This window comes from Sphingomonas palmae (assembly GCF_900109565.1).
In the GTDB taxonomy this organism is placed as follows: domain Bacteria; phylum Pseudomonadota; class Alphaproteobacteria; order Sphingomonadales; family Sphingomonadaceae; genus Sphingomonas; species Sphingomonas palmae.
This window is the reverse complement of sequence record NZ_FNZZ01000001.1, coordinates 508,719-531,560: the sequence shown is the minus strand read 5'-3', so window position 1 is coordinate 531,560 and position 22,842 is coordinate 508,719. Positions and strand designations below refer to the sequence as shown.

The window sequence follows — 22,842 nt, the reverse complement described above, 5'->3', positions numbered from 1 at the left end:
ACGGAAACATCGCGCAGGCTTTCGCCGCCCGCGCGGCTTCATGCAACCGTGTTGAACTTCTCGAACGCCGGACGCGGACTGCGGTCGAAGATCGACGCCGGATCGCCGTGGCCGATCGTCATGATGAAGTTGGTGCGCACCGCCGGCTGGTCGGCGAAGAAGGCCTTGTCGACTGCACCGCCGTCGAACCCCGACATCGCGCCGGTGTCGAAACCGAGCGCGCGCGCCGCCATCAGCAGGTACGCGCCCTGCAACGACGAATTACGGAACGCCGACGCCTCGCGCAGCTCGCGATTGCCGTCGAACCAGCTCTTCGCGTCGGTGTGCGGGAACAGTTCGGGCAGATGCTCGTGAAAATCGGTGTCCATGCCGACGATCACTGTCACCGGCGCCTTCAGCACCTTCGGCTTGTTCGCCTCGGAGCAGCAGTCGGCGAGCTTGGCCTTGGCCTCATCCGACGTGCACCATACCAATCGCGCGGGCAGCTGGTTGGCCGAGGTCGGCCCCATCTTCGCCAGCTCCCAGATCGCGCGGCAATCGTCCTCGCTGACGGGCTGGTCGGTATAACCGTTGTAGCTGCGCGCGGTGCGAAACAACTGGTCGAGCGCGGCGTCGTTCAGGGGCTGGGACATGGAGGCTCCGGGTCAGGGCTGAAGTGCAGGGCGTGCGGTGATCAGACCGCGCGAACCTCGCTCACCTCGGGAACGTAATAACGCAGTAGCTGCTCGATGCCGTTCTTGAGCGTCGCACTCGACGACGGGCAGCCCGCGCACGCACCCTGCATCCGCAAATACACCTTGCCCTTGTCGAACCCGCGGTAAACGATGTCGCCGCCGTCGTTCGCCACTGCCGGGCGGACGCGGGTGTTGATCAAATCCTTGATCTGCGCGACGATGTCGGCGTCCGCGGGATCGTCGGCGAACGCCACCTCTTCCGCCGGAACCGAGAAGCCGGCCGAGGCGGGGCGGAACAGTGGCATCTGCGCCGCGAAATGATCCATCAGGATGCCGAGCACGTCGGGCTTGAGCGTGCTCCAGGCGACACCCGGGGCCGCGGTCACCGACACGAAATCGCGCCCGAAGAATACGCCGATCACGTCGCCCAGATCGAACAACGCCTGCGCCAGCGGGCTGGCCTCGGCTTCCTCCGGGGTCGCGAAGTCGCGCGTGCCCGCGTCCATGACGACGCGTCCGGGCAGGAACTTCAGGGTCGCCGGGTTCGGCGTGGCTTCGGTTTCGATCAGCATGGCGGCGATGTGGCCCGGAGCGGCGGCGGGATCAAGCGGGCAGCGCGAAAGCGATCGTTTCAGCGCGCGTGCCCGGCCTTCACACGTCGAGCTGCTTCACCGCCGCGTTCCACTTGGCGACATTGCCGCGCGCTTCCTGTACGAACGCGCTGCGCTTGACGAAGCCGAGGAACAGGTCGGCGAACCACTTGCCTGGCTGCCTGAGCGGGCGCTCGAACTGGATCAACAGCACGACACGCGTGCTCTCGGTGTCGTTCCACACTTCGTGATCGTAGGTGTCGTCGAACACCAGGGTCTGGCCTTCCGACCAGCGCACGACCCGGTCGTCGACGCGCATTCTGACATCCCCGTCGCGTGGTACGATCAGGCCGAGGTGGCAGGTAATCAGCCCCTTGGTCACGCCGCGGTGCGCGGGGATGTGCGTGCCCGGCGCCAGGATCGAGAAGAAAGCCGAGTTCAGCCCGGGGATCGCCTCGATCGCCGCTTTGGTGCGGGGGCAGCGTGCCAGGTTGTCGTCGATCGGATAGCCGTAGCCCCACAGGAAGAACGAGCGCCACTTGTTCACCTCCGCGATCGAGCGATGGTCGGGCGAGATCGTGGCGAGGCTGGGCGCGGCGTGGCCGACCAACGCGACCGCCGTCGCCTCGGCCCGGATCGCCTCCCAGTGATCGCGCAAGCCTTGCGTCCAGGCGAAGTCGCGCATGTCGAGCACCGGATCGTTAGGCACCAGCGACGATCCCGCGATCAGGCGATCGAACAGTCCACGCAGATGCTTGCCGACGCGGATGATCAGCGGGCGATTGCCCTCGGCCTTCATCGCCGCGCCCGCGGTCGGCGCTCCCGCGATGATCGTCGGGTCGGGCATGACCGCGCGAACCGCCGCCGCGTGCTGCGCCGGCGTGTCGCTTTGCCACTGTCGTGGGTGGGCGACCTTCTCTGCAATCATTGCCTGTTCTCGTCTCCGCGCTTCGTCTTGCTGGTCGAACTCGCCAGAAACACGTCACTATTCAGGCAAGGCGACGAAATGATGGCATTGATGCGGCGAAGCGGGCGCCGCTCGACCCGGTGCGTGATCAAGTGTTGCCGTCGTCGCAGGACCGGTTGGCGATCCACCGCGCTGCCGTTGCGGAGCCGCGGCTGGACGCCTACAAGCCGCCGCATATGGTTTCTTCCGCACGCGCGCTGGCCAAGCCGCTCGTCGCCTTTCTCCTCGCCACCGCGCTCGTTCCGGCCGCTGCCGGGCAGCGCGTCGGGAACGGCAAGCCTGCTCCGGCCGCGAAGCCGTCGACACCTGACGCGACGCCGGTCGATCCCGCCTCGGTCAAGGTCGACACCGCGCCTTGGCTGTTCAAGGGTTCGGACATCCCGCCCGACCCGGCTTGGTATTTCGGGCGCCTGCCCAACGGTCTGCGCTACGCGGTGCGCAAGAATGGCGTGCCGCCGGGTCAGGTCGCGGTGCGCGTCCGCATCGACGCGGGCTCGCTGTACGAGAAGGATTCCGAGCAGGGCTTCGCGCACCTGATCGAGCATCTGTCGTTCCGCGGCTCCAAATACGTACCCGACGGCGAGGCGAAGCGCGTGTGGCAGCGTTTCGGTGCGACCTTCGGATCGGATTCGAACGCGTCCACCACGCCGACTCAGACGGTCTACAAGCTCGACCTGCCCGGCGCGACGCAGGCGAACCTCGACGAGAGTTTGAAGATTTTCGCGGGCATGATGCAGGAGCCCGCGATCACCGCGCAGGGGCTCGCCGCCGAGCGGCCCGCCGTTCTCGCCGAGCAGCGCGAGGCACCGGGGCCGCAGGTCCGCTACGGCGATGCGCTGCGCGAAACCTTTTTCGCGGGGCAGCCGCTCGCCAACCGCTCGCCAATCGGTACGATCAAGACGCTGGAGGCGGCGACGCCCGCCGCGGTGCAGGCGTTCCACGATCGCTGGTACCGGCCGGAGAACACCGTGGTGATCCTGTCGGGCGACATCGATCCAACAACGGCCGCGTCGCTGATCGTCAAGAATTTTGCCAGCTGGGCTGGGCACGGTGCCGCGGCGCCTGCACCCGATTTCGGCAAACCCGATCCCGCCGCCGCGCCGACCCGCACGCTGGTCGAACCCTCGCTGCCGCCGATCGTCGCGACCGCGGTGCTGCGTCCGTGGGAGTACCGCGACGACACGATCATCTTCAACCAGAAGCGGCTGGTCGATTTCGTCGCGCTGCGCGTCATCAACCGCCGGCTGGAAACGCGCGCGCGGGCAGGGGGCAGCTTCCTGCAGGCCTCCGTCAGCCTCGACGACGTGTCGCGCTCGGCGAACGGCACCTTCACCAACATCGTGCCCTTGGGCCACGATTGGGAGGCGGCGTTGAAGGACGTGCGTGCGGTGATCGCCGACGCGATGGCGACCGCGCCGACCCAGGTCGAGGTAGACCGCGAGCTGACCGAGTTCGACGCCGCGATGAAGAACGACGTCGCCACCGCGCGCGTCGAGGCGGGGTCGAAACAGGCCGACGACATGGTCGGTGCGCTCGACATCCGCGAGACGGTCGCTGGGCCGGAAACCTCCTACAAGATATTGCAGGACGCGCGCGCGAAGGGGTTCTTCACGCCCGCGGCGATGCTCGAATCGACCAACCGGCTGTTCAAGGGTGACGCGACGCGCGCACTGCTCAACACGCGCACGCCGGACGCGGGCGCCGCGGCCAAGCTCGCCGCTGCCCTGAAGGCCGATGTGTCGAAGCTAGCGGGCAAGCGCAGCCAGCAGGCCGCAGTCGACTTCTCCAAGGTGCCGAAGCTGGGAACGCCGGGCAAGGTGACGGCGCGCGCGACCGTTTCCGCCGATCCGGGCATCGAGCAGGTGACCTTCTCGAATGGCGTCCGCGCGCTGCTGTACCCGAACACGTCGGAGACCGGGCGCGTCTACCTGCGCGTGCGCTTCGGTCGCGGCAATCTGGCGTTGCCGGGCGACAAGCCCACGGTTGCCTGGGCCGGCGACAACGCGCTGGTTGCGAGCGGGATCGGCAAGCTCAAGCAGGGCGACCTCGACCAGCTGACCGCCGGACGTCGGATGGGGCTCGACTTCGACATCGGCGACGACGCGTTCACGCTGAGCGCGATCACGACGCCGGGCGATTACGCCGACAATCTGACGCTGATGGCGGCGAAGCTTGCAGCACCTGGCTGGGACCCGCAGCCGGTCGCGCGCGCGCGCGCCGCCGCGCTCGCGGGCTATGCCGGGCTGTCGTCGTCACCCGACGGCGTGTTGTCGCGCGATCTGGAGCGCCTGCTGCGTGACGGCGACCCGCGCTGGGGCACGCCGACGCTTGGCCAGATCGAGTCGCTGAACGCCGCCGACTTCCGCAAATTGTTCGAGCCGCTGCTCGCGACCGGGCCGATCGAAGTCGACGTGTTCGGCGACGTGAAGGCGGACGAGGCGATCGCCGCAATCGCCAAGAGCTTCGGCGCGCTCAAACCCCGCACGCCCGCTCCCACCAGCGCTGCGCCGGTGCGCTTCCCCGCGCACGACACGGCGCCGGTGCAGCTGACGCACGACGGAGCGGATACGCAGGCCGCGGCGGTGATCGCGTGGCCGACCGGCGGCGGTTCGGCCGACCATGCCGAGGCGCGCCGGCTCGACGTGCTCGCCGCTGTCTTCTCCGATCGTCTGTTCGAGCGGCTGCGCTCGGTCGCGGGCGCCAGCTACTCGCCGAGCGCGCAGAGCCAATGGCCGACGGGGCTTCCCGGCGGCGGGCGACTGATCGCGCTGGGGCAGGTCGCGCCCGACAAGGTGCCGTTGTTCTTCCAGCTGTCGCGCCAGATCGCGGCCGAGCTGGTGTCGACGCCGATCGGCCCGGACGAGCTCAAGCGTACGATCGTGCCGATGCTCCAGTACATGGCGCGCGCGTCGTCGGGGAACCAGTTTTGGCTGATGCAGATGCAGGGCGGCAGCTACGATCCCAAGCGGGTCGAGGCGACGCAGAGCATCGTCACCGACATGACGAGCATCACGCCCGAACTACTGCAGGCAACCGCGGCCAAGTACCTGCTGCCGTCCAAGGACTGGACGCTGGCGGTGATGCCGAAGAAGGCGGGAGCGCCGGCAGCAGCGGCCGGCTCCAAATAAGGGATAAGGGGAGCGTCGCGATGTGGTGCTCCCCATGACACGGCCGACCGGGCGAGCATCGCCCGCGACTACCCGCGATACAGCCCTTCCAGCCGATCGCCGTAGATCTGGCGAAGCACGTGGCGGCGAATTTTCAGGCTCGGCGTCAGTTGCTCGTTCTCGATCGTGAACGGCTCGTCGGCGACGATCCATCGGCGGACGCGCTCGGTCACCGACAGGTCGCGGTTGGTGCGATCGACCGCCTTTTGCAATGCGGCGCGGTAATCCTGATGATCGGCCAGCGCCTTGTAATTACCCGCCTGACCGTTGGCGCGCGCCCAATCCTGGGTCCATTCGGCTTCGGGCACGAGCACCGCGACCATGTGCGGCTTGCGGTCGCCCGCGATCATGGCCTGCGCAATCTCGGGCTGTAGCGTCAGCATGCCCTCGACCTTCTGTGGCGCGACATTGTCGCCCTTGTCGTTGATGATCAGGTCCTTCTTGCGATCGGTGATCCTGATACGGCCCTGCGCGTCGATCTCGCCGATGTCGCCGGTGTGGAGCCAGCCGTCCTTGAGCACGCGCGCGGTCTCGGCATCGTTGCGCCAATAGCCGTGCATGACGAGTTCGCCGCGCACCAGGATTTCGCCGTCGTCGGCGATCCGCACCTCGGTATCGGGGAGCGGCGGGCCGACGCTGTCCATCGTCACCCCCGCGCTCGGCCGGTTGCACGAGATGACGGGCGCCGCCTCGGTCTGGCCGTAGCCCTGCAGGAACGTGACGCCGAGCGATTGAAAAAAGATGCCGACCTCGGGCGTCAGCGGCGCACCGCCCGAAATCATCGCCTTCATCCGGCCCCCGAACTTTTTTGCGATCTTCGGCTTGAACAGCGTGTCGACGAGCAGCGCCTTTGGACGATCGGCGAGCCGCAGCTTGCCCGCGTAGCGCTTCGCCCCGACGTCGAGCGCGGCGGCGAGCAGCTTTGCCGAGACACCGCCCTGCTTCTCGATCGCTTTCGAAATGCGCGTTCGCAGCACCTCGAACAGGCGCGGCACGACGAACATGATCGTGGGGCGGGTTTCCTCCATGTTGCCGGCGAGCTTCTCGATACCCTCGGCATAATAGATCTGCCCGCCGAGCCCGATGGGGACGAACTGCCCGCCGGTATGCTCGTACGCGTGGCTGAGCGGCAGGAACGAGAGGAATACCTCGTCGCCCCAGCCGAGGTCCTCCGAAATCACGTCGCAGCAGCCCTTGACGTTGTGCAGAATCGCGCCGTGGTGCTGCACCACCCCGCGCGGCGCGCCGCCCGTGCCGCTGGTATAGATGATGCAGGCAGGGTCGGCCCGCGCGAAATCGGCCTGGGCGCGCACGTCGTCGATGCTCGCGGGATGCGTGTCGATCAGCGTCTGCCAGTCGTAGACATCGAACGGCGTCTGGCCGAGCCGGACGGGATCGATGCCGATCAGGATCTGCGGCTGAATCGAGCGCAGGATCGCGGGCATCAGCGTCTTGGCGAGCTTGTCGGTCGAGACGATCACCGCCTTCGCGCCCGAATTCTCGATGATGTGGGTGTGATCGCGTTCTGTGTTCGTCGTGTAGGTCGGCACCGTGATCGCGCCCGCCGCCATGATCGCCAGATCGGATAGGCACCATTCAGGGCGATTCTCGCTCACCAGCATGACGCGGTCTCCGCGCTCGACCCCGATCGTGTTCAGGGCGGCGGCGAGCCGCGCGACCTTCTCCGCGGCGTCGCGCCAGGTGATCGAAGCCCAAGCACCGTCGCGCTTCGCCCACAGGAACGGCGCGTCGCCTTTCTCCGCCGCGCGGGTGAAGAACATCGCGACCAGATTGGGGAAATGCTCGAGCCTGCGCGTCACCACGATCCTCCCGTGCGCGGTCTTCGATGTTCCGCGCATTCGCCTTGCTCTAGGGGCAGGGGCGGGACGGCGCCAGCCTGCAAGGGGTGGGTCGGAGCGTGACGAAACGTTGCCGCGGCGCCAGCATGGCCGCCGCGATCGGGACCGGTCGTGAGTGGTGGTACACTCGACCGGGCGAAGTCACACGCTCGTGGACGCACGGACAAGTGCCCGTTATCTCCGACCCATGCGCTCTCGTCTGCTCGCCGCCGCGACCCTCCTGCTCGCTTCCTGCGCGCAGCTGCCTTCACAGGGAAGCGGCGTCGCGCGCGACGTCGCCACAGCGCCGCGCGCGCCCGGCTTTGTCGTGGCCGCGAACCCGCTGGCGGTCGACGCCGGCATGGCAGTGCTGCGGCGCGGCGGAAGCGCGGTCGATGCGGCGGTGGCAGTGCAGGCAATGCTGTCGCTGGTCGAGCCGCAGAGCTCGGGCATCGGCGGCGGCGCGTTCATGACCTATTACGACGCCGGCAAGCGCGACGTGACCGTCTACGACGGGCGCGAGGTGGCGCCGGCGGGTGCCACCGCGGACATGTTCCTTGATCCAGCCACCGGCCAGCCGCTTCCGTTCGCACGTGCGGTTCTGTCGGGCCGCGCCACCGGCGTGCCCGGCGCGGTCGCGATGCTGGCGCAGGCGCAGCGGCAGCACGGCGCGCTCGCGTGGAGCAGCCTGTTCGACGATGCTGAACGCACCGCGCGCGACGGCTTCATCGTGTCACCTCGGCTCGCGCGCATGCTGGGCGGCAGTTACGCCGAATTGTCCGCTCCCGATGTGCAGCGTTACTTTGCGCGTCCGGGTGGCGGCTTGGTGCAGGCCGGCGACCGGCTGCGCAATCCCGCTTATGCCGCGTTCCTGTCGCGCCTGGCGACTCAGGGTCCGGCCGCGCTCTACCGTGGCGACACCGCGCGGCGGATCGTCGACCGTGTCCATGCCGCACCGATACCGGGGTCGCTGAGCGAAGCGGACCTGGCCGCTTACAAGCCGATCGCGCGCACGCCGGTGTGCGGTGCGTGGCGCGTCTACCGCATCTGTGCCGCGCCGCCGCCGGCGAGCGGGGTCGGCCTGATCGAACTGCTCGGTCTGCTTCAGCGCACCGACATTGCGAAGCGTGGCCCGAACGATCCGCAAGCCTGGTACCTGTTCGCTGAGGCGAGCCGGCTGATGTACGCCGATCGGGACCGCTATGTCGCCGATCCCGCGTTCGTGCGCGTGCCGGTCGCCGGTATGATCGATCCAGCCTATCTCGACGCGCGCGCGCGGTTGATCGGCCCGCGCGCCGGTCCGGCACCCGTCGCCGGCACGCCGCCGGGCGCAACCGCTGCCGGTCCCGATGCGACGCACGAACCCGCGGGTACCTCGCACTTCATCGTCGGTGACGGCGCAGGCAATGTCGTCTCGATCACCACGACGGTTGAATCGATCTTCGGGTCGGGGCGGATGGTCGACGGCTTCTTCCTCAACAATCAGATGACCGACTTCTCGTTCAGCCCGCGAGATGCGAGCGGGCGTGCGGCGGTAAATGCGGTCGCGCCGGGCAAGCGCCCGCGCTCGTCGATGACGCCGCTCGTCATGCTCGACCGCGACAACCGGTTCGCCGGCGCGATCGGTTCGGCCGGCGGCAACGCGATCCTCGCCTATGTCGCGAAGTCGCTGGTTGCCGCGATCGACTGGAATTTGCCGACGCAGGCGGCGCTCGCGCAGCCCAACCTCGTCGCGCGCGGCGACGCGTTTCAGGGCGAGGTAAGCAAGTTCGCGCCGCAAGTGCTCGCCGGCCTTGCTGCGCGCGGCGTCACGGTACGACCCGGGCAGGGCGAGGATTCGGGTGTGCACGCGATGATCGTGCGGCCGGGCGGACGCTACGACGGGGGTTACGATCCCCGCCGCGAGGGGAAGGTGGTGGTGGAGGCGGTGCCTGCACCGCGCATCAGGTCAGCCGTTATCCGCTCCGATCGCGTCGGCGACGCACGCGAAGCCGTCGCGGCGCAGTAGCGCGTCCAACTCGCGCAGGATGTATGCGGGCAGCCCCGGCCCGCCGTAGACCATCGCTGAATAGACCTGCACCAGGCTCGCCCCGGCGCGGATGCGCGCGTAGGCTTCCGCACCCGTGTCGATGCCGCCCGCGGCAATCAGCGGCAGCGCACCGCCGGTCGCGCGGCGAAAATCGACCAGCCGCGCACGCGCCAGTTCGCGAAGCGGCGCCCCCGACAGCCCGCCCGTCTCACCCTTGTGCCGTGACGCGAGTGCGGGGCGCGAGATCGTCGTGTTTCCCATGATGAGCGCGTCGACCCCGCCGTCGATCGCGGCGCGCGCGATGTCGTCGATCTGCGCGGGGCTCAGATCAGGCGCGACCTTGAGGAACAGCGGCGTCTTGCCCTTGGCGCCAAGGCAGGCGGCGAGCAGGTCGCGCAGCGCGGTGCCTTCCTGCAGGTCGCGCAGGCCCGGCGTATTGGGCGAGCTGATGTTGATCGTGACGTAATCCGCCACGCGCGCCGCGGCGGTGACCCCGGTGACGTAGTCCGCCACCCGGTCGCTCGCGTCCTTGTTCGCGCCGACGTTGATGCCCAGCACACCGGTGCGTTTCGCGGCGGCCGCTCGCGCGATGCCCGCGGCCTGACCGCCGTTGTTGAACCCCATGCGGTTGATCACCGCGCCGTCCTCCGACAGCCTGAACAGCCGCGGCTTGGGATTGCCCGCCTGCGGTAGCGGGGTCAGCGTTCCCACCTCCACCATGCCGAAGCCGAGCGCGAACCAGCCGGGGATTGCGCGCGCGTCCTTGTCGACCCCGGCGGCGAGCCCCACCGGATTGGCAAAATCGAGCCCGGCGACACGCACCGGCAGGTTCGGCACGCGCGGACGCATCGGCGCACCCGTTGCCGCCCATCCGGCGAGCAGGCGCACCGCGGCAACATGCGCGCGTTCGGGGTCGAGCAGGTGGAGCAGGCGCGTGGTGTCGGGCATAAGGTGCTCCTTCGCCGATCGCGTACGCACGGGCAAATTTCGATTTGCTCGCGGACTTGTAAGGATCGGTTTAGGCGTTGGTGCTTCTTTCCAATACATTCACTGTATCACGTGCTCGAAGGTGGGTGCGACCCGAAGGGCTTTGTTCCGCGAAGCTCTTGCACTCAGGCCCGACGCTCCCGTCGGGCCTTTTTTCGTGTCGCGTGCGATCGATCGCCCTGATTGGCCTTTCCGCGCTGCAGCACGTGCTTGATTTCCGCGACCGAGCACGCCATCTGCCAATCGGAACGATCTGATCCGATTTGAGAATTATTCGCAACATGCGCCTGTCATCGCTCACCGACTATGCCGTCGTGCTGCTCACCGCGGCCGCGCGTCATTGCGGCGGCGTCGCGCGCTTGAACGCGACGATGCTGGCGGAGGAAACCGGCGTGCCGCTGCCGACTGCGCAGAAGCTTGTCAGTCGCCTGTCCGCTGCCGGCCTGATCGACAGCGTGCGCGGCACCGGTGGCGGGTTTCGCCTCTCGCGGCCGCCGTCGGCGATCACGATTGCCGACGTGGTCGAGGCGGTCGAGGGGCCGATCGTGATGACCGCCTGCGTCGATGCGGGTGATCACGACTGCAATCTTTCCGGCAATTGCCGCGTCAAGCCGCACTGGAATGCGGTCAACGAAGCGGTGCGCGGCGCGCTCGCGGGCGTCACGCTCGCGCAGCTTGCCGTCCAACCTGGCACTCAGGCCGCTTCATCTGAAACTCCGACAAGGGTGCTGGCATAATGGCCACCAAGAACGCCGAAGCCTATGCGGCCGTATCCAAGACGTACGAGTGGGGCTTCTTCTCCGATATCGAGCAGGACTTCGCGCCCAAGGGGCTGAGCGAGGACACCGTCCGCTACATCTCGGCCAAGAAGAATGAGCCCGAGTGGATGCTCGATTGGCGGCTGAAGGCGTATGCGCGCTGGCTCGAGATGGAGACGCCCGACTGGTCGAAGCTCAACATCCCGCCGATCGATTATCAGGACGCCTATTATTACGCCGAGCCGAAGGCGAAGCCGAAGCTGGGCAGCCTCGACGAGGTCGATCCTGAAATCCTGCGCGTTTACGAGAAGCTCGGCATCCCGATCGCCGAGCAGAAGATGCTGGCGGGCGTCGAGGAACGTGACGAGAACGGCGAGCCCAAGCGCCGCGTCGCGGTCGACGCGGTGTTCGACTCGGTGTCGGTCGCGACCACGTTCCGCAAGGAACTGGAGGCCGCCGGCGTCATCTTCCGCTCGATCTCCGAGGCGATCCGCGAGTACCCCGACCTGGTCCGCAAGTGGCTCGGCAAGGTCGTGCCGCAGCACGACAATTACTTCGCGACGCTCAACTCCGCGGTCTTCTCCGACGGGACGTTCGTCTACATTCCCGAGGGCGTCCGCTGCCCGATGGAGCTGTCGACCTATTTTCGCATCAACGCGGAGAATACCGGTCAGTTCGAGCGCACGCTGATCGTCGCTGACAAGGGCAGCTACGTCTCGTACCTGGAGGGCTGCACCGCCCCGATGCGCGACGAGAACCAGCTGCACGCCGCGGTGGTCGAGCTGGTCGCGCTGGATGATGCCGAGATCAAATACTCGACCGTGCAGAACTGGTATCCGGGCGACGAGAACGGCGTCGGCGGCATCTACAATTTCGTCACCAAGCGTGCGCTCTGCCAGGGCAAGAACAGCAAGGTATCGTGGACGCAGGTCGAAACCGGCTCGGCGGTGACGTGGAAATACCCGTCGTGCGTGCTCGCAGGCGAGAACAGCGTCGGCGAATTCTACTCGGTCGCGGTCACCAACAACCGTCAGCAGGCCGACACCGGCACCAAGATGATCCATCTGGGCAGGGGCAGCCGCTCGACCATCGTGTCGAAGGGGATCAGCGCCGGGCGCAGCGACAACACCTATCGCGGGCTCGTTCGCGTTGCCCCGACCGCCGAGGGCGTACGCAACTTCACGCAGTGCGACAGCCTGCTGCTCGGCGACCAGTGTGGTGCGCACACGATTCCTTACATCGAGGTGCGCAACCCCTCGGCGCAGATCGAGCACGAGGCGACCACGTCGAAGATCAGCGAGGACCAGCTCTTCTACGCGATGAGCCGCGGGCTCGACCAGGAAGCCGCGGTCGCGCTGATCGTCAACGGCTTCGCGCGCGAGGTGCTTCAACAGCTTCCGATGGAATTCGCCGTCGAGGCGCAGAAGCTGCTGGGGATCTCGCTTGAGGGGAGCGTCGGATGATCGCCCCGGCGCTCGCTATCGCGGCGAGCATGCAGACAATCCCGGCGATGCCCGAACATTCGCTGTCGATGGCGACGGGCAAGCCGTTGATGCCGTATCTCGCCTGCCTGTTCGATCCGCTGACCAAGCCGGGGCAGACTGTGCCCGGTGCGGTCGCGGCGCGCGAGCGGCTGGTCACCTCGCTGTTGCAGACGTGCACCGCGGTCAGGGTCGATGCCCGCCGCGCCGCGCGCGAGGCCGCAAAGACCGACGCCGATCGCGCCGAGATCGACCGCACGCTGACCGCCGCCGACGACCGGCTGCGCTTCGTCGTCGTACATCATGAACAAGCCGTGGCGGCGGACGCATCGTTCTGCCGCACGCGGGGAGAAGAACCCGGATGCTAAAGATTGAAAACCTTCACGCCGAGATCGACGGCAAGCCGATCCTCAAGGGCCTGTCGCTCACCGTCAACGCGGGCGAGATACACGCGATCATGGGGCCGAACGGCGCGGGCAAGTCGACGCTCGGCTACGTGCTCGGCGGTCGCCCCGGCTACGAAGTGACCGAAGGCTCGATTACCTTCGACGGCCAAGACCTGCTCGAGATGGAGCCGCACGAGCGCGCCGCCGCGGGCGTGTTCCTCGGCTTCCAGTATCCGGTCGAGATCCCAGGCGTGTCGAACGTCCAGTTCCTGCGCGAGAGCCTGAACGCGCAGCGTGGCCAGCGCGACGAGAAGCCGCTGTCGGGCGCCGAGTTCCTGAAACTGGCGCGCGCGGAAGCCGCGCGGCTGGAGATGGACGCCGAGATGCTCAAGCGGCCGGTCAACGTCGGCTTCTCGGGCGGCGAGAAGAAGCGCAACGAGATGGTGCAGATGGGCATCATCAGCCCGAAGTTCGCGATCCTCGACGAGACGGACAGCGGCCTCGACATCGACGCGCTGCGCATCGTCGGCGACGGCATCAACCGCATCATGCGGCAGCCCGACAAGTCGGTGCTGCTGATCACGCACTATCAGCGGCTGCTCGACTATGTGAAGCCCGACGTCGTCCACGTCCTCGCCGATGGTCGCATCACTCGTACGGGCGGGCCCGAGCTCGCCCAGCAGCTGGAACGTGAGGGCTACGCCGAGGTTGCCGCGTGAGCGTGCTCGAACTTCCCTCGACCCGCGCTGAGGCGTGGCGCTGGGCCGATCTCGGGGCGCTATCCGCCGCCGCGGCGATGGCGCCGGTGGTGCGGACCGAGCATGAGTTCCTCGACCTGCCCGGTGCGCGGCTGCTGTTCGTCGACGGCGTGCTTGACGAGGCTGCGTCGACGCTCGGCGCGGTGACTTTTGGCGAGGTCGCGGGCAGCGACCACGCGCTCGGCCGTCATGCGCGCGCCGGCTGGTCGCTCCGGCTCGACTCGCGCACCGCCGCTGACCCGGTGCAGATCGTCCACGTCGCGACGGGCGCCGAGAATCATCTCGCCGCCGAGATCGTGCTCGCCGACGACGCGGTCGGCGAAGTGGTCGAAACGTTCGTCGGCGCCGGCTGGGCCAACCGCTACACGCGGACGACGCTCGGCCGCGGCGCGCGGCTGATGCGGAGCGTGCGGCTGCTCCAGCCTGCCGGCTTCGTGTCGCTGCGCGAGGAAGCCGACATCGGCGAGGCGGCGAGCCTCGTCACCACCTTCCTCGGCGCGGGCGGGCAGGGCAGCCGTATTGACGCGCAGCTCAACTTGACGGGCGAGGGCGCCTTCGCCGAATACGGCGGCGCGCTGCTCACCAGCGACACCCAGGCGCAGGAATGTGCCGTTCGCGTCAACCACGCGCAGCCCAATGGCTCATCGCGGCAGGTGTGGCGTGCGGTCGCGGCCTACCGGAGCCGTGCCAGCCTCGCCGCCGCGGTCGAGGTCGCGCGCCACGCGCAGAAGACCGACGGCGAGCAGTCCCTGCGCGGTCTGCTGCTTCACCGCACGGCGACCGTGAATCTCAAGCCCGAGCTCGAGATCTTTGCCGACGATGTGAAGTGTGCGCACGGTGCGACGGTCGGCGAACTCGATCAGCGCGCGTTGTTCTACATGCAGAGCCGCGGCATCCCGCGCAGCCGCGCGCAGGCGATCCTGACCCATGCCTTCGTCGCCGACGTGCTTGAGCGGATCGGGAACGAGACGGTGCGTGCCGCTTTCGAGGGCGATGCCGACGCCTGGCTCGACGCCGCGCTGTGACGATGCCGGTGCCCGTCCTGTCCTACGCCGATGTCGGTGACTACGCGGTGCAGGTGGGTGCGCACCCGAACGTCGTCGCGCGCGCGCACATGCGTAGGGGTGTGACTTTTGTGACTTTCCAGCAGGTGCCGGCATGACCACGACCCTTGACCAGCGCCCGCTCGACACCGTTGCCGATTTCCCGGCGATACCCGACGGCTGGGCGTATCTCGACACCGCCGCCACGTCGCAGAAGCCGCAGGCGGTGATCGATGCGATCGCGCGCGGCTACGGCGAGACCTACGCCACCGTTCACCGCGGCGTGTATCAGCGCAGCGCCGACATGACGCTCGCCTATGAGGCAGCGCGCAACCGAGTTGCCTCCTTCATCGGCGGCTCGGCGGACGAGATCGTCTTCGTCCGCGGCGCGACCGAGGGGATCAACCTCGTCGCGCACTCGTGGATCGCGCAGCAGTTGAAGGCAGGCGACCGCATCCTGCTGTCGCAGCTCGAACACCACAGCAACATCGTGCCGTGGCAGATCGCGGCCGAGCGCGCCGGTGCCGCGATCGACGTGATTCCGCTGACCGAGGATCACCGCATCGACCTCGACGCGATGGCGGCGATGATCACGCCTGCGCACAAGTTCGTCGCGCTCGCGCACGTCTCCAATGTGCTCGGTTCGGTACTGGACGCGACTAAGGCGACCGAGATCGCGCACTCGGTCGGCGCGAAGATCCTGATCGACGGGTGCCAGGCGGTTCCGCGGATGGCGGTCGACGTCGCGGCGATCGGCTGCGACTTCTACGTCTTCTCGGGCCACAAGCTCTACGGCCCGACCGGTATCGGCGTGCTGTGGGGCAGGGCGGAGCTGCTGGAGGCGATGCCGCCGTATCAGGGCGGTGGCTCGATGATCGACCGTGTGACATTCGAGCGCTCGACCTACGCGCCCGCACCGACCCGTTTCGAGGCGGGGACGCCGCACATCGTCGGCGCATTGGGGCTTCATGCCGCGATCGACTATGTCGACGCGATCGGGCTGGAGCGCATCCACGCGCACGAGGCGGCGTTGGTCGCTGACACGCGCACGGCGCTGGCGCACCTCAACTCGGTGCGCGTATTTGGCCCAGCAGACTCCGCCGGCATCGTTTCCTTCGCGATGGAGGGGGTGCATCCGCACGACATCGGCACCATCTTGGATGAGAGCCGGGTCGCGATCCGCGCCGGGCATCACTGCGCGCAGCCGCTGATGGCGAGCCTGGGTGTCGAGGCGACCGCGCGCGCCAGCTTCGGCGTCTACAACGGTCCGCGCGACGTCGAGGCGTTGGTCGCCGGCATGGAACGGGTGAAGAGGATTTTCGGATGAGCGAAGGCTCCGACAAGATCGAGGTACAGGAAGTCGCCGCGGTGACCGCTCCTCCGCGGGCGCGCGTCGAGGACGCTGCCGAGGTGCCGCGCGAGCGCGACTATTTGACCGGCTTCCTCCAGCAGAAACCCGCGGGCGACAAGCCCGGTGAACCCGGCGGCGCGCTGTACGAAGGCGTGATCGATGCGCTGAAGGACATCTTCGATCCCGAGATCCCGGTCAATATCTACGATCTTGGCCTGATCTACGGCGTCGAGGTGACCGACGAGGGCCAAGCGATCGTCACGATGACGCTGACCACCCCGCATTGCCCCGTCGCCGAGTCGATGCCGGCCGAGGTCGAGATGCGCGTGGCGGCGGTGCCCGGCATCGCCTTCGCCGACGTGAACCTCGTCTGGGACCCGCCGTGGGATCCGCAGAAGATGTCGGACGACGCCAAGCTCGAACTCGGCATGTTGTGAGGATCGCGCGATGACCGACATCAAGACACGCGTTCGCCCTGCCGCGCTGAACCTCACCCCGACCGCCGAGGGACGGATCGGGGCGCTGATGGCGCGCGCGCCCGCGGACGCGATCGGGGTCAAGCTGTCGACCCCGCGCCGCGGCTGCTCGGGTCTCGCTTACTCGGTCGATTACATCACAGAGGCGAAGCCATTCGACGAGCAGATCGAGACGCCTGGCGGCACGCTCTGGGTCGATGGTGGCTCGATCCTGTATCTGATCGGCTCGACGATGGACTGGGTGGAGGATGATTTCACCGCCGGGTTCGTGTTCAACAATCCGAACGCCAAGGGCGCGTGTGGGTGCGGCGAGAGCTTTACCGTGTGATCGGTACGCTCCTGTAATTTCCTTGACGGTTGATGCGACCGGACGTGACAAAGGGGCGTTGACGCTCCTAATCCTGTCTCAAGCATTAACCGGGGGTCCTGCTTGAACGCTCCAACCGTCGTCGCCGCGTCACCAACGTCGGAGCGTGGACCGCTCGCCGGCGCGATCTTCGACACGCTCGTCCACCGGATCGGCAAGGATGAGCACGCCGCACGTCCGCACGATTGGCTGGCTGCCACCATCCTGACCGTGCGCAACGAGATCATCGAGCGCTGGATGGTTTCGACCCGGGCCGCACATGCCGCGGGCGCCAAGCGGGTTTACTATCTCAGCCTCGAGTTTCTGATCGGTCGATTGCTGCGCGACACGCTTTCCAACCTGCTCAAGACCGATGAGGTCGCCGACGCCTTATCAGAATTGGGCGTGATGCTCGCCGAGCTGGAGGAGATAGAGCCCGATGCCGCGCTCGGCAACGGCGGTCTCGGCCGGCTCGCCGCCTGCTTCATGGAGAGCATGGCGTCGCTCGATCTGCCCGGCTACGGCTACGGCATCCGCTACGTCAACGGCATGTTCCGCCAGCGGATCGACAACGGCTGGCAGATGGAGCTGCCCGAAACCTGGCTCGCCAACGGTAATCCGTGGGAGTTCGAGCGGCGCGAGAGCGCCTATTTCATCGGCTTCGGCGGCGAGGTGACCGGCAATGAACAGGGTGCGGTCCACTGGCACCCGGCGGAAGCGGTCGAGGCGGTTGCGGTAGATACGCCGATGGTCGGCTGGCGCGGTCGCCGCGTCAACACGCTCCGCCTCTGGACTGCCCGCGCCTTCGATCCGATCAAGCTGGACGCGTTCAACGCCGGCGACTTCCAGGGTGCGCTCGCCGACCAGCTGCGCGCCGAGACGCTGACCCGCGTGCTCTATCCGAACGACAGCACGGCAGCGGGACAAGAGTTGAGGCTCAGGCAGGAGTATTTCTTCTCCTCCGCCTCGATCCAGGACATCGTTCGACGTCACGTGCAGTATTTCGGCGACGTCCGCACGCTGCCCGACAAGGCCGCAATCCAGCTCAACGATACGCACCCCGCGGTGTCGGTCGCCGAATTGATGCGGCTGCTGATCGACCATCACGAGCTCGGCTTCGACGAGGCGTGGGAGATTACCCGCGCCACCTTCGGCTATACCAACCACACGCTGCTGCCCGAGGCGCTAGAGAGCTGGCCGCTGCCGCTGTTCGAGCGGATGCTGCCGCGGCACATGCAGCTCGTCTACGCGATCAACGCGAAGCTGCTGCGCGAGGCGCGCGCCACCAATGGCATCGACGACCGCGCCATCGCGGCGATCAGTCTGATTGACGAAGGGGGCGAGCGGCGCGTCCGGATGGCCAATCTCGCCTTCGCCGGCTCGCACAGCGTCAACGGCGTCGCTGCGCTCCACACCGATCTGATGAAGCAGACGGTGTTCGCCGATCTGCATCGGCTCTATCCGACGCGGATCAACAACAAGACCAACGGTATTACGCCCAGACGGTGGCTGCAGGAGTGCAATCCTGCGCTCGCCGCGCTGATCCGCGAGGGCGTAGGTGACCGCTTTCTCGACGACGCGACTGCGCTGTCCGAGCTCGCGCCGCTGGCCGACGACGCCGGCTTTCGCGATCGCTTCGCCGCGGTGAAGCGATCCAACAAGGTCGCGCTCGCCGAGCATTTGCGCGCCGAAATGGGGCTCAGGCTCGATCCCAATGCGATCTTCGACGTGCAGATTAAGCGCATCCATGAGTACAAGCGCCAGTTGCTCAACCTGATCGAGACGGTCGCGCTCTACGACCAAATCCGCTCGCACCCCGATCGCGACTGGACCCCGCGGGTCAAGCTGTTCGCGGGCAAGGCGGCGTCGAGCTATTACAACGCCAAGCTGGTCATCAAACTCGCCAACGACGTCGCTCGCCGCATCAATGCCGACCCCGCGATCGGCGACCTGCTCAAGGTCGCGTTCGTGCCAAACTACAACGTCAGCCTGGCCGAGAAGATGGTGCCCGCGGCCGACCTATCCGAGCAAATCTCGACCGCCGGCATGGAAGCGTCTGGTACAGGCAACATGAAGTTCGCGCTGAACGGCGCGCTGACGATCGGGACGCTCGACGGTGCCAATGTCGAGATCAGGGATCATGTCGGCGCGGACAACATCGTCATCTTCGGCATGACCGCCGACGAGGTCGCGGCCAAGCGGAGCGGCGGCTACGATCCGAGGGCCGTGATCGAGGGGTCGCGCGAGCTGTCGCAGGCGATTAACGCGATCAGCTCCGGCGTATTCTCGCCCGACGACCCCTACCGCTACCGCGACCTGATGCAGGGTTTGTACGACCACGACTGGTTCATGGTTGCGGGCGATTTCGACGCCTACGCCGCCGCGCAGCGCGACGTCGACGCGCGTTGGCGCGACCGCGACGCCTGGGGTCGCTCGGCCGTGCTGAACGTCGCGAACATGGGTTGGTTCTCGTCCGATCGTACCATCGCCGAATACGCGCGCGACATATGGGGCGTGATGTGACGCCGCCTAGCGAGGCGATCGCCGCGCTGCTCGATGGGCGGCACGACGATCCCTTCTCGCTGCTCGGCCCGCACACGGGGCCGGAGGGCACGTTCGCGCGCACCTGGATACCCGGCGCCGACCGCGTCATTGCATATTCGCTCGCGGGCGAGCCGCTCGGCGGGCTGGCGCGCGTCGATGATCGCGGGCTGTTCGAGGGGGTGATCGCGGGTGACCCGCAGCCGCTGCGCTACCGCGCGAGCGGGGCGGGCGGCGACTGGTGGGTCGGCGACCCCTACAGCTTCGGCCCCGTGCTCGGCCCCGTCGACGACCTGCTCATGGTCGAGGGCACGCACATGCGGCTCTACGACAAACTCGGCGCGCACGAGATCGAGCACGAGGGGGTGAGCGGCATTCATTTCGCCGTCTGGGCACCCAACGCCCAGCGCGTCAGCGTCGTCGGCGACTTCAACAACTGGAACGGCGCGCGCCATACCATGCGCCGTCGCGGCGACGCGGGCGTGTGGGAGATCTTCGTGCCCGACCTCGGCGCCGGCCGCGCCTACAAGTACGAGATCGTCGGCCCCGACGGCCTGACGCAACCGCTCAAGGCCGACCCGTTCGCCTTCGCTGCCGAATTACGCCCCGCGACCGCCTCCATCACCACCGCCGCCCCGACGCACATCTGGGGCGACGATGCGCACCGCGAGGCATGGGGCAAGGTCGACGCGCGCCGCGTGCCGATCAGCATCTACGAGGTCCATGCCGGATCGTGGGAGCGTGACGAGCACGGCTGGTTCCTGACGTGGGACGCGCTCGCCGACCGGCTGATCCCCTACGTCGTGTCGATCGGGTTCACCCACATCGAGTTCATGCCGATCAGCGAATATCCCTATGATCCCAGTTGGGGGTATCAGGCGACCGGGCTCTACGCGCCGTCCGCGCGGTTCGGCGATCACGAAGGATTCGCGCGCTTCGTCGACGGCGCGCACCGCGCCGGGCTCGGCGTCATCCTCGACTGGGTGCCCGCGCATTTCCCGATCGACGCGCACGGCCTCGCACGCTTCGATGGCACCGCGCTCTACGAGCACGAGGACCCGCGGCTCGGCTTCCACCCCGACTGGAACACCGCGATCTACAATTACGGTCGGCGCGAGGTCGCGTCGTTCCTGACCAACAACGCACTGTTCTGGGCCGAGCGCTACCATGTCGACGGCTTGCGCGTCGATGCGGTAGCCTCGATGCTCTACCGCGACTACAGCCGCAAGTCGGGCGAGTGGGTGCCCAACCAGTCCGGCGGGCGGGAGAATTGGGAAGCGGTCGAGTTCCTGCGCGGCGTCAACCGCGCGGTCTACGCCGAGCACCCCGGCGTGTTCACGGTCGCGGAGGAATCGACCTCGTGGCGCGGCGTCAGCCAGCCCGCTTACGCAGAGGGCGCGCGCGAGAACCTGGGGTTCGGGTTCAAGTGGAACATGGGCTGGATGCACGACACGCTGCAGTACATGGCGCGCGAGCCCGTGCACCGGAAGCACCATCACGACGGGCTCACCTTCGGGCTGATGTACGCGTTCAGCGAGAATTTCGTTCTGCCGCTCAGCCACGACGAAGTGGTCCACGGCAAGGGATCGCTGCTGACCAAGATGTCGGGCGACGACTGGCAGCAGTTCGCCAATCTGCGCGCCTATTACGCGATGATGTGGGGCTATCCCGGCAAGAAGCTGCTGTTCATGGGGCAGGAGTTCGCGCAGCGTCGTGAGTGGAGCGAGGAGCGCGCGCTCGACTGGCACCTGCTCAAATCATCGGCGCACGACGGCGTGCGCAAGCTGGTGCGCGACCTGAACCGCCTGTATCGCGAGAAGCCTGCGCTGCACGCGCGCGACTGCGAGGCCGAGGGGTTCGAGTGGGCGGTTGCCGACGACGCGGAGAACTCGGTCTTCGTCTGGTTGCGCAAGGCGCCGGGCGCGCCGACGATCGCGGTGATCGCCAACATGACGCCGGTCGCGCGAATGCCGTACCCGGTGCCATTGCCGAACGATGGGCGGTGGCGCGAAATCCTGAACTCCGACGCGCATGATTACTGGGGGTCAGGGCTCGGTAATCTGGGCGGGGTGGTGGCGAAGGACGGCATCGCGCAGGTCACGCTGCCACCGCTCGCGACGATCATGCTCGAACAGGTAGGATAAGCGCGTACCGCGACGCGAAGGGGAGGAACGGGATGACGCAGCACGATCCACGACGCAGCCACCCGCTGGCGCGAGACGCGATGGCCTATGTGCTGGCGGGCGGACGCGGCAGTCGCCTGGCGGAACTGACCGACACCCGTGCCAAGCCGGCAGTCTATTTCGGCGGCAAGAGCAGGATCATCGACTTCGCGCTGTCAAACGCGATCAATTCCGGCATCCGCCGCATCGGCGTCGCGACGCAGTACAAGGCGCACAGCCTGATCCGCCACCTGCAACGCGGCTGGAACTTCCTGCGCCCCGAACGCAACGAGAGTTTCGACATTCTGCCCGCGTCGCAGCGTGTCAGCGAATTCCAATGGTACGAGGGCACCGCTGACGCGGTGTACCAGAACATCGACATCATTGAGAGCTACGCGCCCGAGTTCATGGTCATCCTGGCGGGCGACCACATCTACAAGATGGATTATGAGGTAATGCTCCAGCAGCATTGCAACAGCGGCGCCGACGTAACCGTCGCCTGCATGGAGGTGCCGCGAATGGAGGCGGTGGGCTTCGGGGTTATGCACGTCGACGCCGACGACCGCATCGTCGACTTCGTCGAAAAGCCCGCCGACCCGCCGGCGATCCCCGGCCAGCCCGACGTTGCGCTCGCCAGTCTGGGTATCTACGTCTTCTCCACGCGTCTGCTGATCGACGAGCTGCGCCGCGATGCGGATACCCCAGGTTCAAGCCGCGACTTTGGCAAGGACCTGATACCCTATCTGGTAAAGCACGGCCACGCACAGGCGCACAGGTTCGGTGACAGCTGCGTCCGCACTGCGGAGGAGCCCGCCGCCTATTGGCGCGACGTCGGCACCGTCGATGCTTACTGGGAAGCGAACATCGATCTGACCGATGTCGTGCCGCAGCTCGACCTCTACGATCGCAGCTGGCCGCTGTGGACCTATTCGGAGATCACGCCGCCGGCGAAGTTCGTCCACGATCACGACGGGCGGCGCGGCTCGGCGGTGTCGAGCCTGATCGCGGGCGATTGCATCGTGTCGGGTTCGACGATCCATCGCTCGCTGCTGTCGACTGGCGTGCGTGCGCACAGCTATTCCTGCCTCGATGAAGCGGTGGTGCTGCCGTACACTCACATCGGGCGCGGTGCGCGATTGAGCCGCGTGGTGATCGATCGCGGTGTTCACATCCCCGACGGGCTGGTGGTGGGCGAAGACCCGGTTGCCGATGCGCACCGCTTTCGCCGCACCGACAAGGGCATCTGCCTCATCACGCAGCCGATGATCGATCGGCTGGGCTGAAGCAC

General features: G+C 67.3%; 19 protein-coding genes. 14 read left to right on the top strand and 5 right to left on the bottom strand.

Annotated elements, in window-relative coordinates:
- Positions 1–38: 38 nt before the first annotated feature.
- The 3 genes from BMW51_RS02560 to BMW51_RS02550 all read right to left on the bottom strand — a co-directional run bounded on the left by BMW51_RS02560 (position 39) and on the right by BMW51_RS02550 (position 2,192).
- On the bottom strand, positions 39–632 hold the full coding sequence (locus BMW51_RS02560; RefSeq protein ID WP_093003005.1) for a malonic semialdehyde reductase: 594 nt from the start codon (positions 630–632) through the stop codon (positions 39–41).
- 41 nt (positions 633–673) lie between these two features.
- Positions 674–1,246, bottom strand: a complete 573-nt coding sequence (locus BMW51_RS02555) for a NifU family protein (RefSeq protein ID WP_093003003.1) — start codon at positions 1,244–1,246, stop codon at positions 674–676.
- A 79-nt stretch (positions 1,247–1,325) separates the two neighbouring features.
- A complete protein-coding gene (locus BMW51_RS02550) occupies positions 1,326–2,192 on the bottom strand; it encodes an aspartyl/asparaginyl beta-hydroxylase domain-containing protein (protein ID WP_093003001.1) in 867 nt (288 codons plus the stop codon).
- A gap of 215 nt (positions 2,193–2,407) precedes the next feature.
- Between BMW51_RS02550 and BMW51_RS02545 the strand changes: the two genes are divergently transcribed.
- Positions 2,408–5,359 (top strand): M16 family metallopeptidase, encoded by a 2,952-nt coding sequence (locus BMW51_RS02545; RefSeq protein ID WP_093003830.1) that lies wholly within the window; start codon positions 2,408–2,410, stop codon positions 5,357–5,359.
- A gap of 68 nt (positions 5,360–5,427) precedes the next feature.
- Here BMW51_RS02545 and BMW51_RS02540 read toward each other — a convergent pair whose 3' ends face one another.
- Positions 5,428–7,257: an AMP-dependent synthetase/ligase gene (locus tag BMW51_RS02540; protein ID WP_093002998.1), complete on the bottom strand. Its 1,830-nt coding sequence runs from the start codon at positions 7,255–7,257 to the stop codon at positions 5,428–5,430.
- 187 nt (positions 7,258–7,444) lie between these two features.
- Between BMW51_RS02540 and BMW51_RS02535 the strand changes: the two genes are divergently transcribed.
- A complete protein-coding gene (locus tag BMW51_RS02535; RefSeq protein WP_093002996.1) occupies positions 7,445–9,244 on the top strand; it encodes a gamma-glutamyltransferase family protein in 1,800 nt (599 codons plus the stop codon).
- Here the strand turns inward: BMW51_RS02535 and BMW51_RS02530 are convergent.
- Complete coding sequence (locus BMW51_RS02530) at positions 9,185–10,213, bottom strand: quinone-dependent dihydroorotate dehydrogenase (protein ID WP_093002994.1); 1,029 nt, start codon at positions 10,211–10,213, stop codon at positions 9,185–9,187. The two genes, BMW51_RS02535 and BMW51_RS02530, sit on opposite strands and share 60 nt — an antisense overlap.
- Before the next feature lie 320 nt (positions 10,214–10,533).
- Here BMW51_RS02530 and BMW51_RS02525 point away from each other — a divergent pair, with 320 nt between their 5' ends.
- From BMW51_RS02525 to glgC, 12 genes are all read left to right on the top strand, one after another.
- On the top strand, positions 10,534–10,989 hold the full coding sequence (locus BMW51_RS02525; RefSeq protein WP_093002992.1) for an SUF system Fe-S cluster assembly regulator: 456 nt from the start codon (positions 10,534–10,536) through the stop codon (positions 10,987–10,989).
- A complete protein-coding gene (sufB, locus tag BMW51_RS02520) occupies positions 10,989–12,473 on the top strand; it encodes a Fe-S cluster assembly protein SufB (RefSeq protein WP_093002990.1) in 1,485 nt (494 codons plus the stop codon). Before BMW51_RS02525 ends, sufB begins: the two co-directional genes overlap by 1 nt.
- Positions 12,474–12,502: 29 nt before the next feature.
- Positions 12,503–12,859 (top strand): hypothetical protein, encoded by a 357-nt coding sequence (locus tag BMW51_RS02515; RefSeq protein WP_143051781.1) that lies wholly within the window; start codon positions 12,503–12,505, stop codon positions 12,857–12,859.
- Positions 12,853–13,596, top strand: a complete 744-nt coding sequence (sufC, locus tag BMW51_RS02510; RefSeq protein WP_093002986.1) for a Fe-S cluster assembly ATPase SufC — start codon at positions 12,853–12,855, stop codon at positions 13,594–13,596. Before BMW51_RS02515 ends, sufC begins: the two co-directional genes overlap by 7 nt.
- Positions 13,593–14,660 carry a SufD family Fe-S cluster assembly protein gene (locus BMW51_RS02505; protein ID WP_093002984.1) on the top strand — a complete coding sequence of 356 codons (1,068 nt, stop codon included), beginning with the start codon at positions 13,593–13,595 and terminating at the stop codon, positions 14,658–14,660. Before sufC ends, BMW51_RS02505 begins: the two co-directional genes overlap by 4 nt.
- A gap of 2 nt (positions 14,661–14,662) precedes the next feature.
- Entirely contained in the window at positions 14,663–14,797 is a 135-nt protein-coding gene (locus BMW51_RS16315) for a hypothetical protein (RefSeq protein ID WP_281243227.1), read from the top strand.
- Positions 14,794–16,005 (top strand): cysteine desulfurase, encoded by a 1,212-nt coding sequence (locus BMW51_RS02500; RefSeq protein WP_093002982.1) that lies wholly within the window; start codon positions 14,794–14,796, stop codon positions 16,003–16,005. Before BMW51_RS16315 ends, BMW51_RS02500 begins: the two co-directional genes overlap by 4 nt.
- On the top strand, positions 16,002–16,466 hold the full coding sequence (locus tag BMW51_RS02495; protein WP_093002980.1) for an SUF system Fe-S cluster assembly protein: 465 nt from the start codon (positions 16,002–16,004) through the stop codon (positions 16,464–16,466). The genes BMW51_RS02500 and BMW51_RS02495 overlap by 4 nt, the downstream gene beginning before the upstream one ends.
- A gap of 10 nt (positions 16,467–16,476) precedes the next feature.
- Complete coding sequence (locus tag BMW51_RS02490; protein WP_093002978.1) at positions 16,477–16,833, top strand: HesB/IscA family protein; 357 nt, start codon at positions 16,477–16,479, stop codon at positions 16,831–16,833.
- Between the two features lie 165 nt (positions 16,834–16,998).
- A complete protein-coding gene (locus tag BMW51_RS02485) occupies positions 16,999–19,374 on the top strand; it encodes a glycogen/starch/alpha-glucan phosphorylase (RefSeq protein ID WP_093003828.1) in 2,376 nt (791 codons plus the stop codon).
- The gene (gene glgB / locus BMW51_RS02480; protein ID WP_093003826.1) at positions 19,371–21,536 is read left to right on the top strand and encodes a 1,4-alpha-glucan branching protein GlgB; all 2,166 of its coding nucleotides are present in this window, start codon (positions 19,371–19,373) and stop codon (positions 21,534–21,536) included. The genes BMW51_RS02485 and glgB overlap by 4 nt, the downstream gene beginning before the upstream one ends.
- A 32-nt stretch (positions 21,537–21,568) precedes the next feature.
- A complete protein-coding gene (gene glgC, locus BMW51_RS02475; RefSeq protein ID WP_093002976.1) occupies positions 21,569–22,837 on the top strand; it encodes a glucose-1-phosphate adenylyltransferase in 1,269 nt (422 codons plus the stop codon).
- Positions 22,838–22,842: the final 5 nt, after the last annotated feature.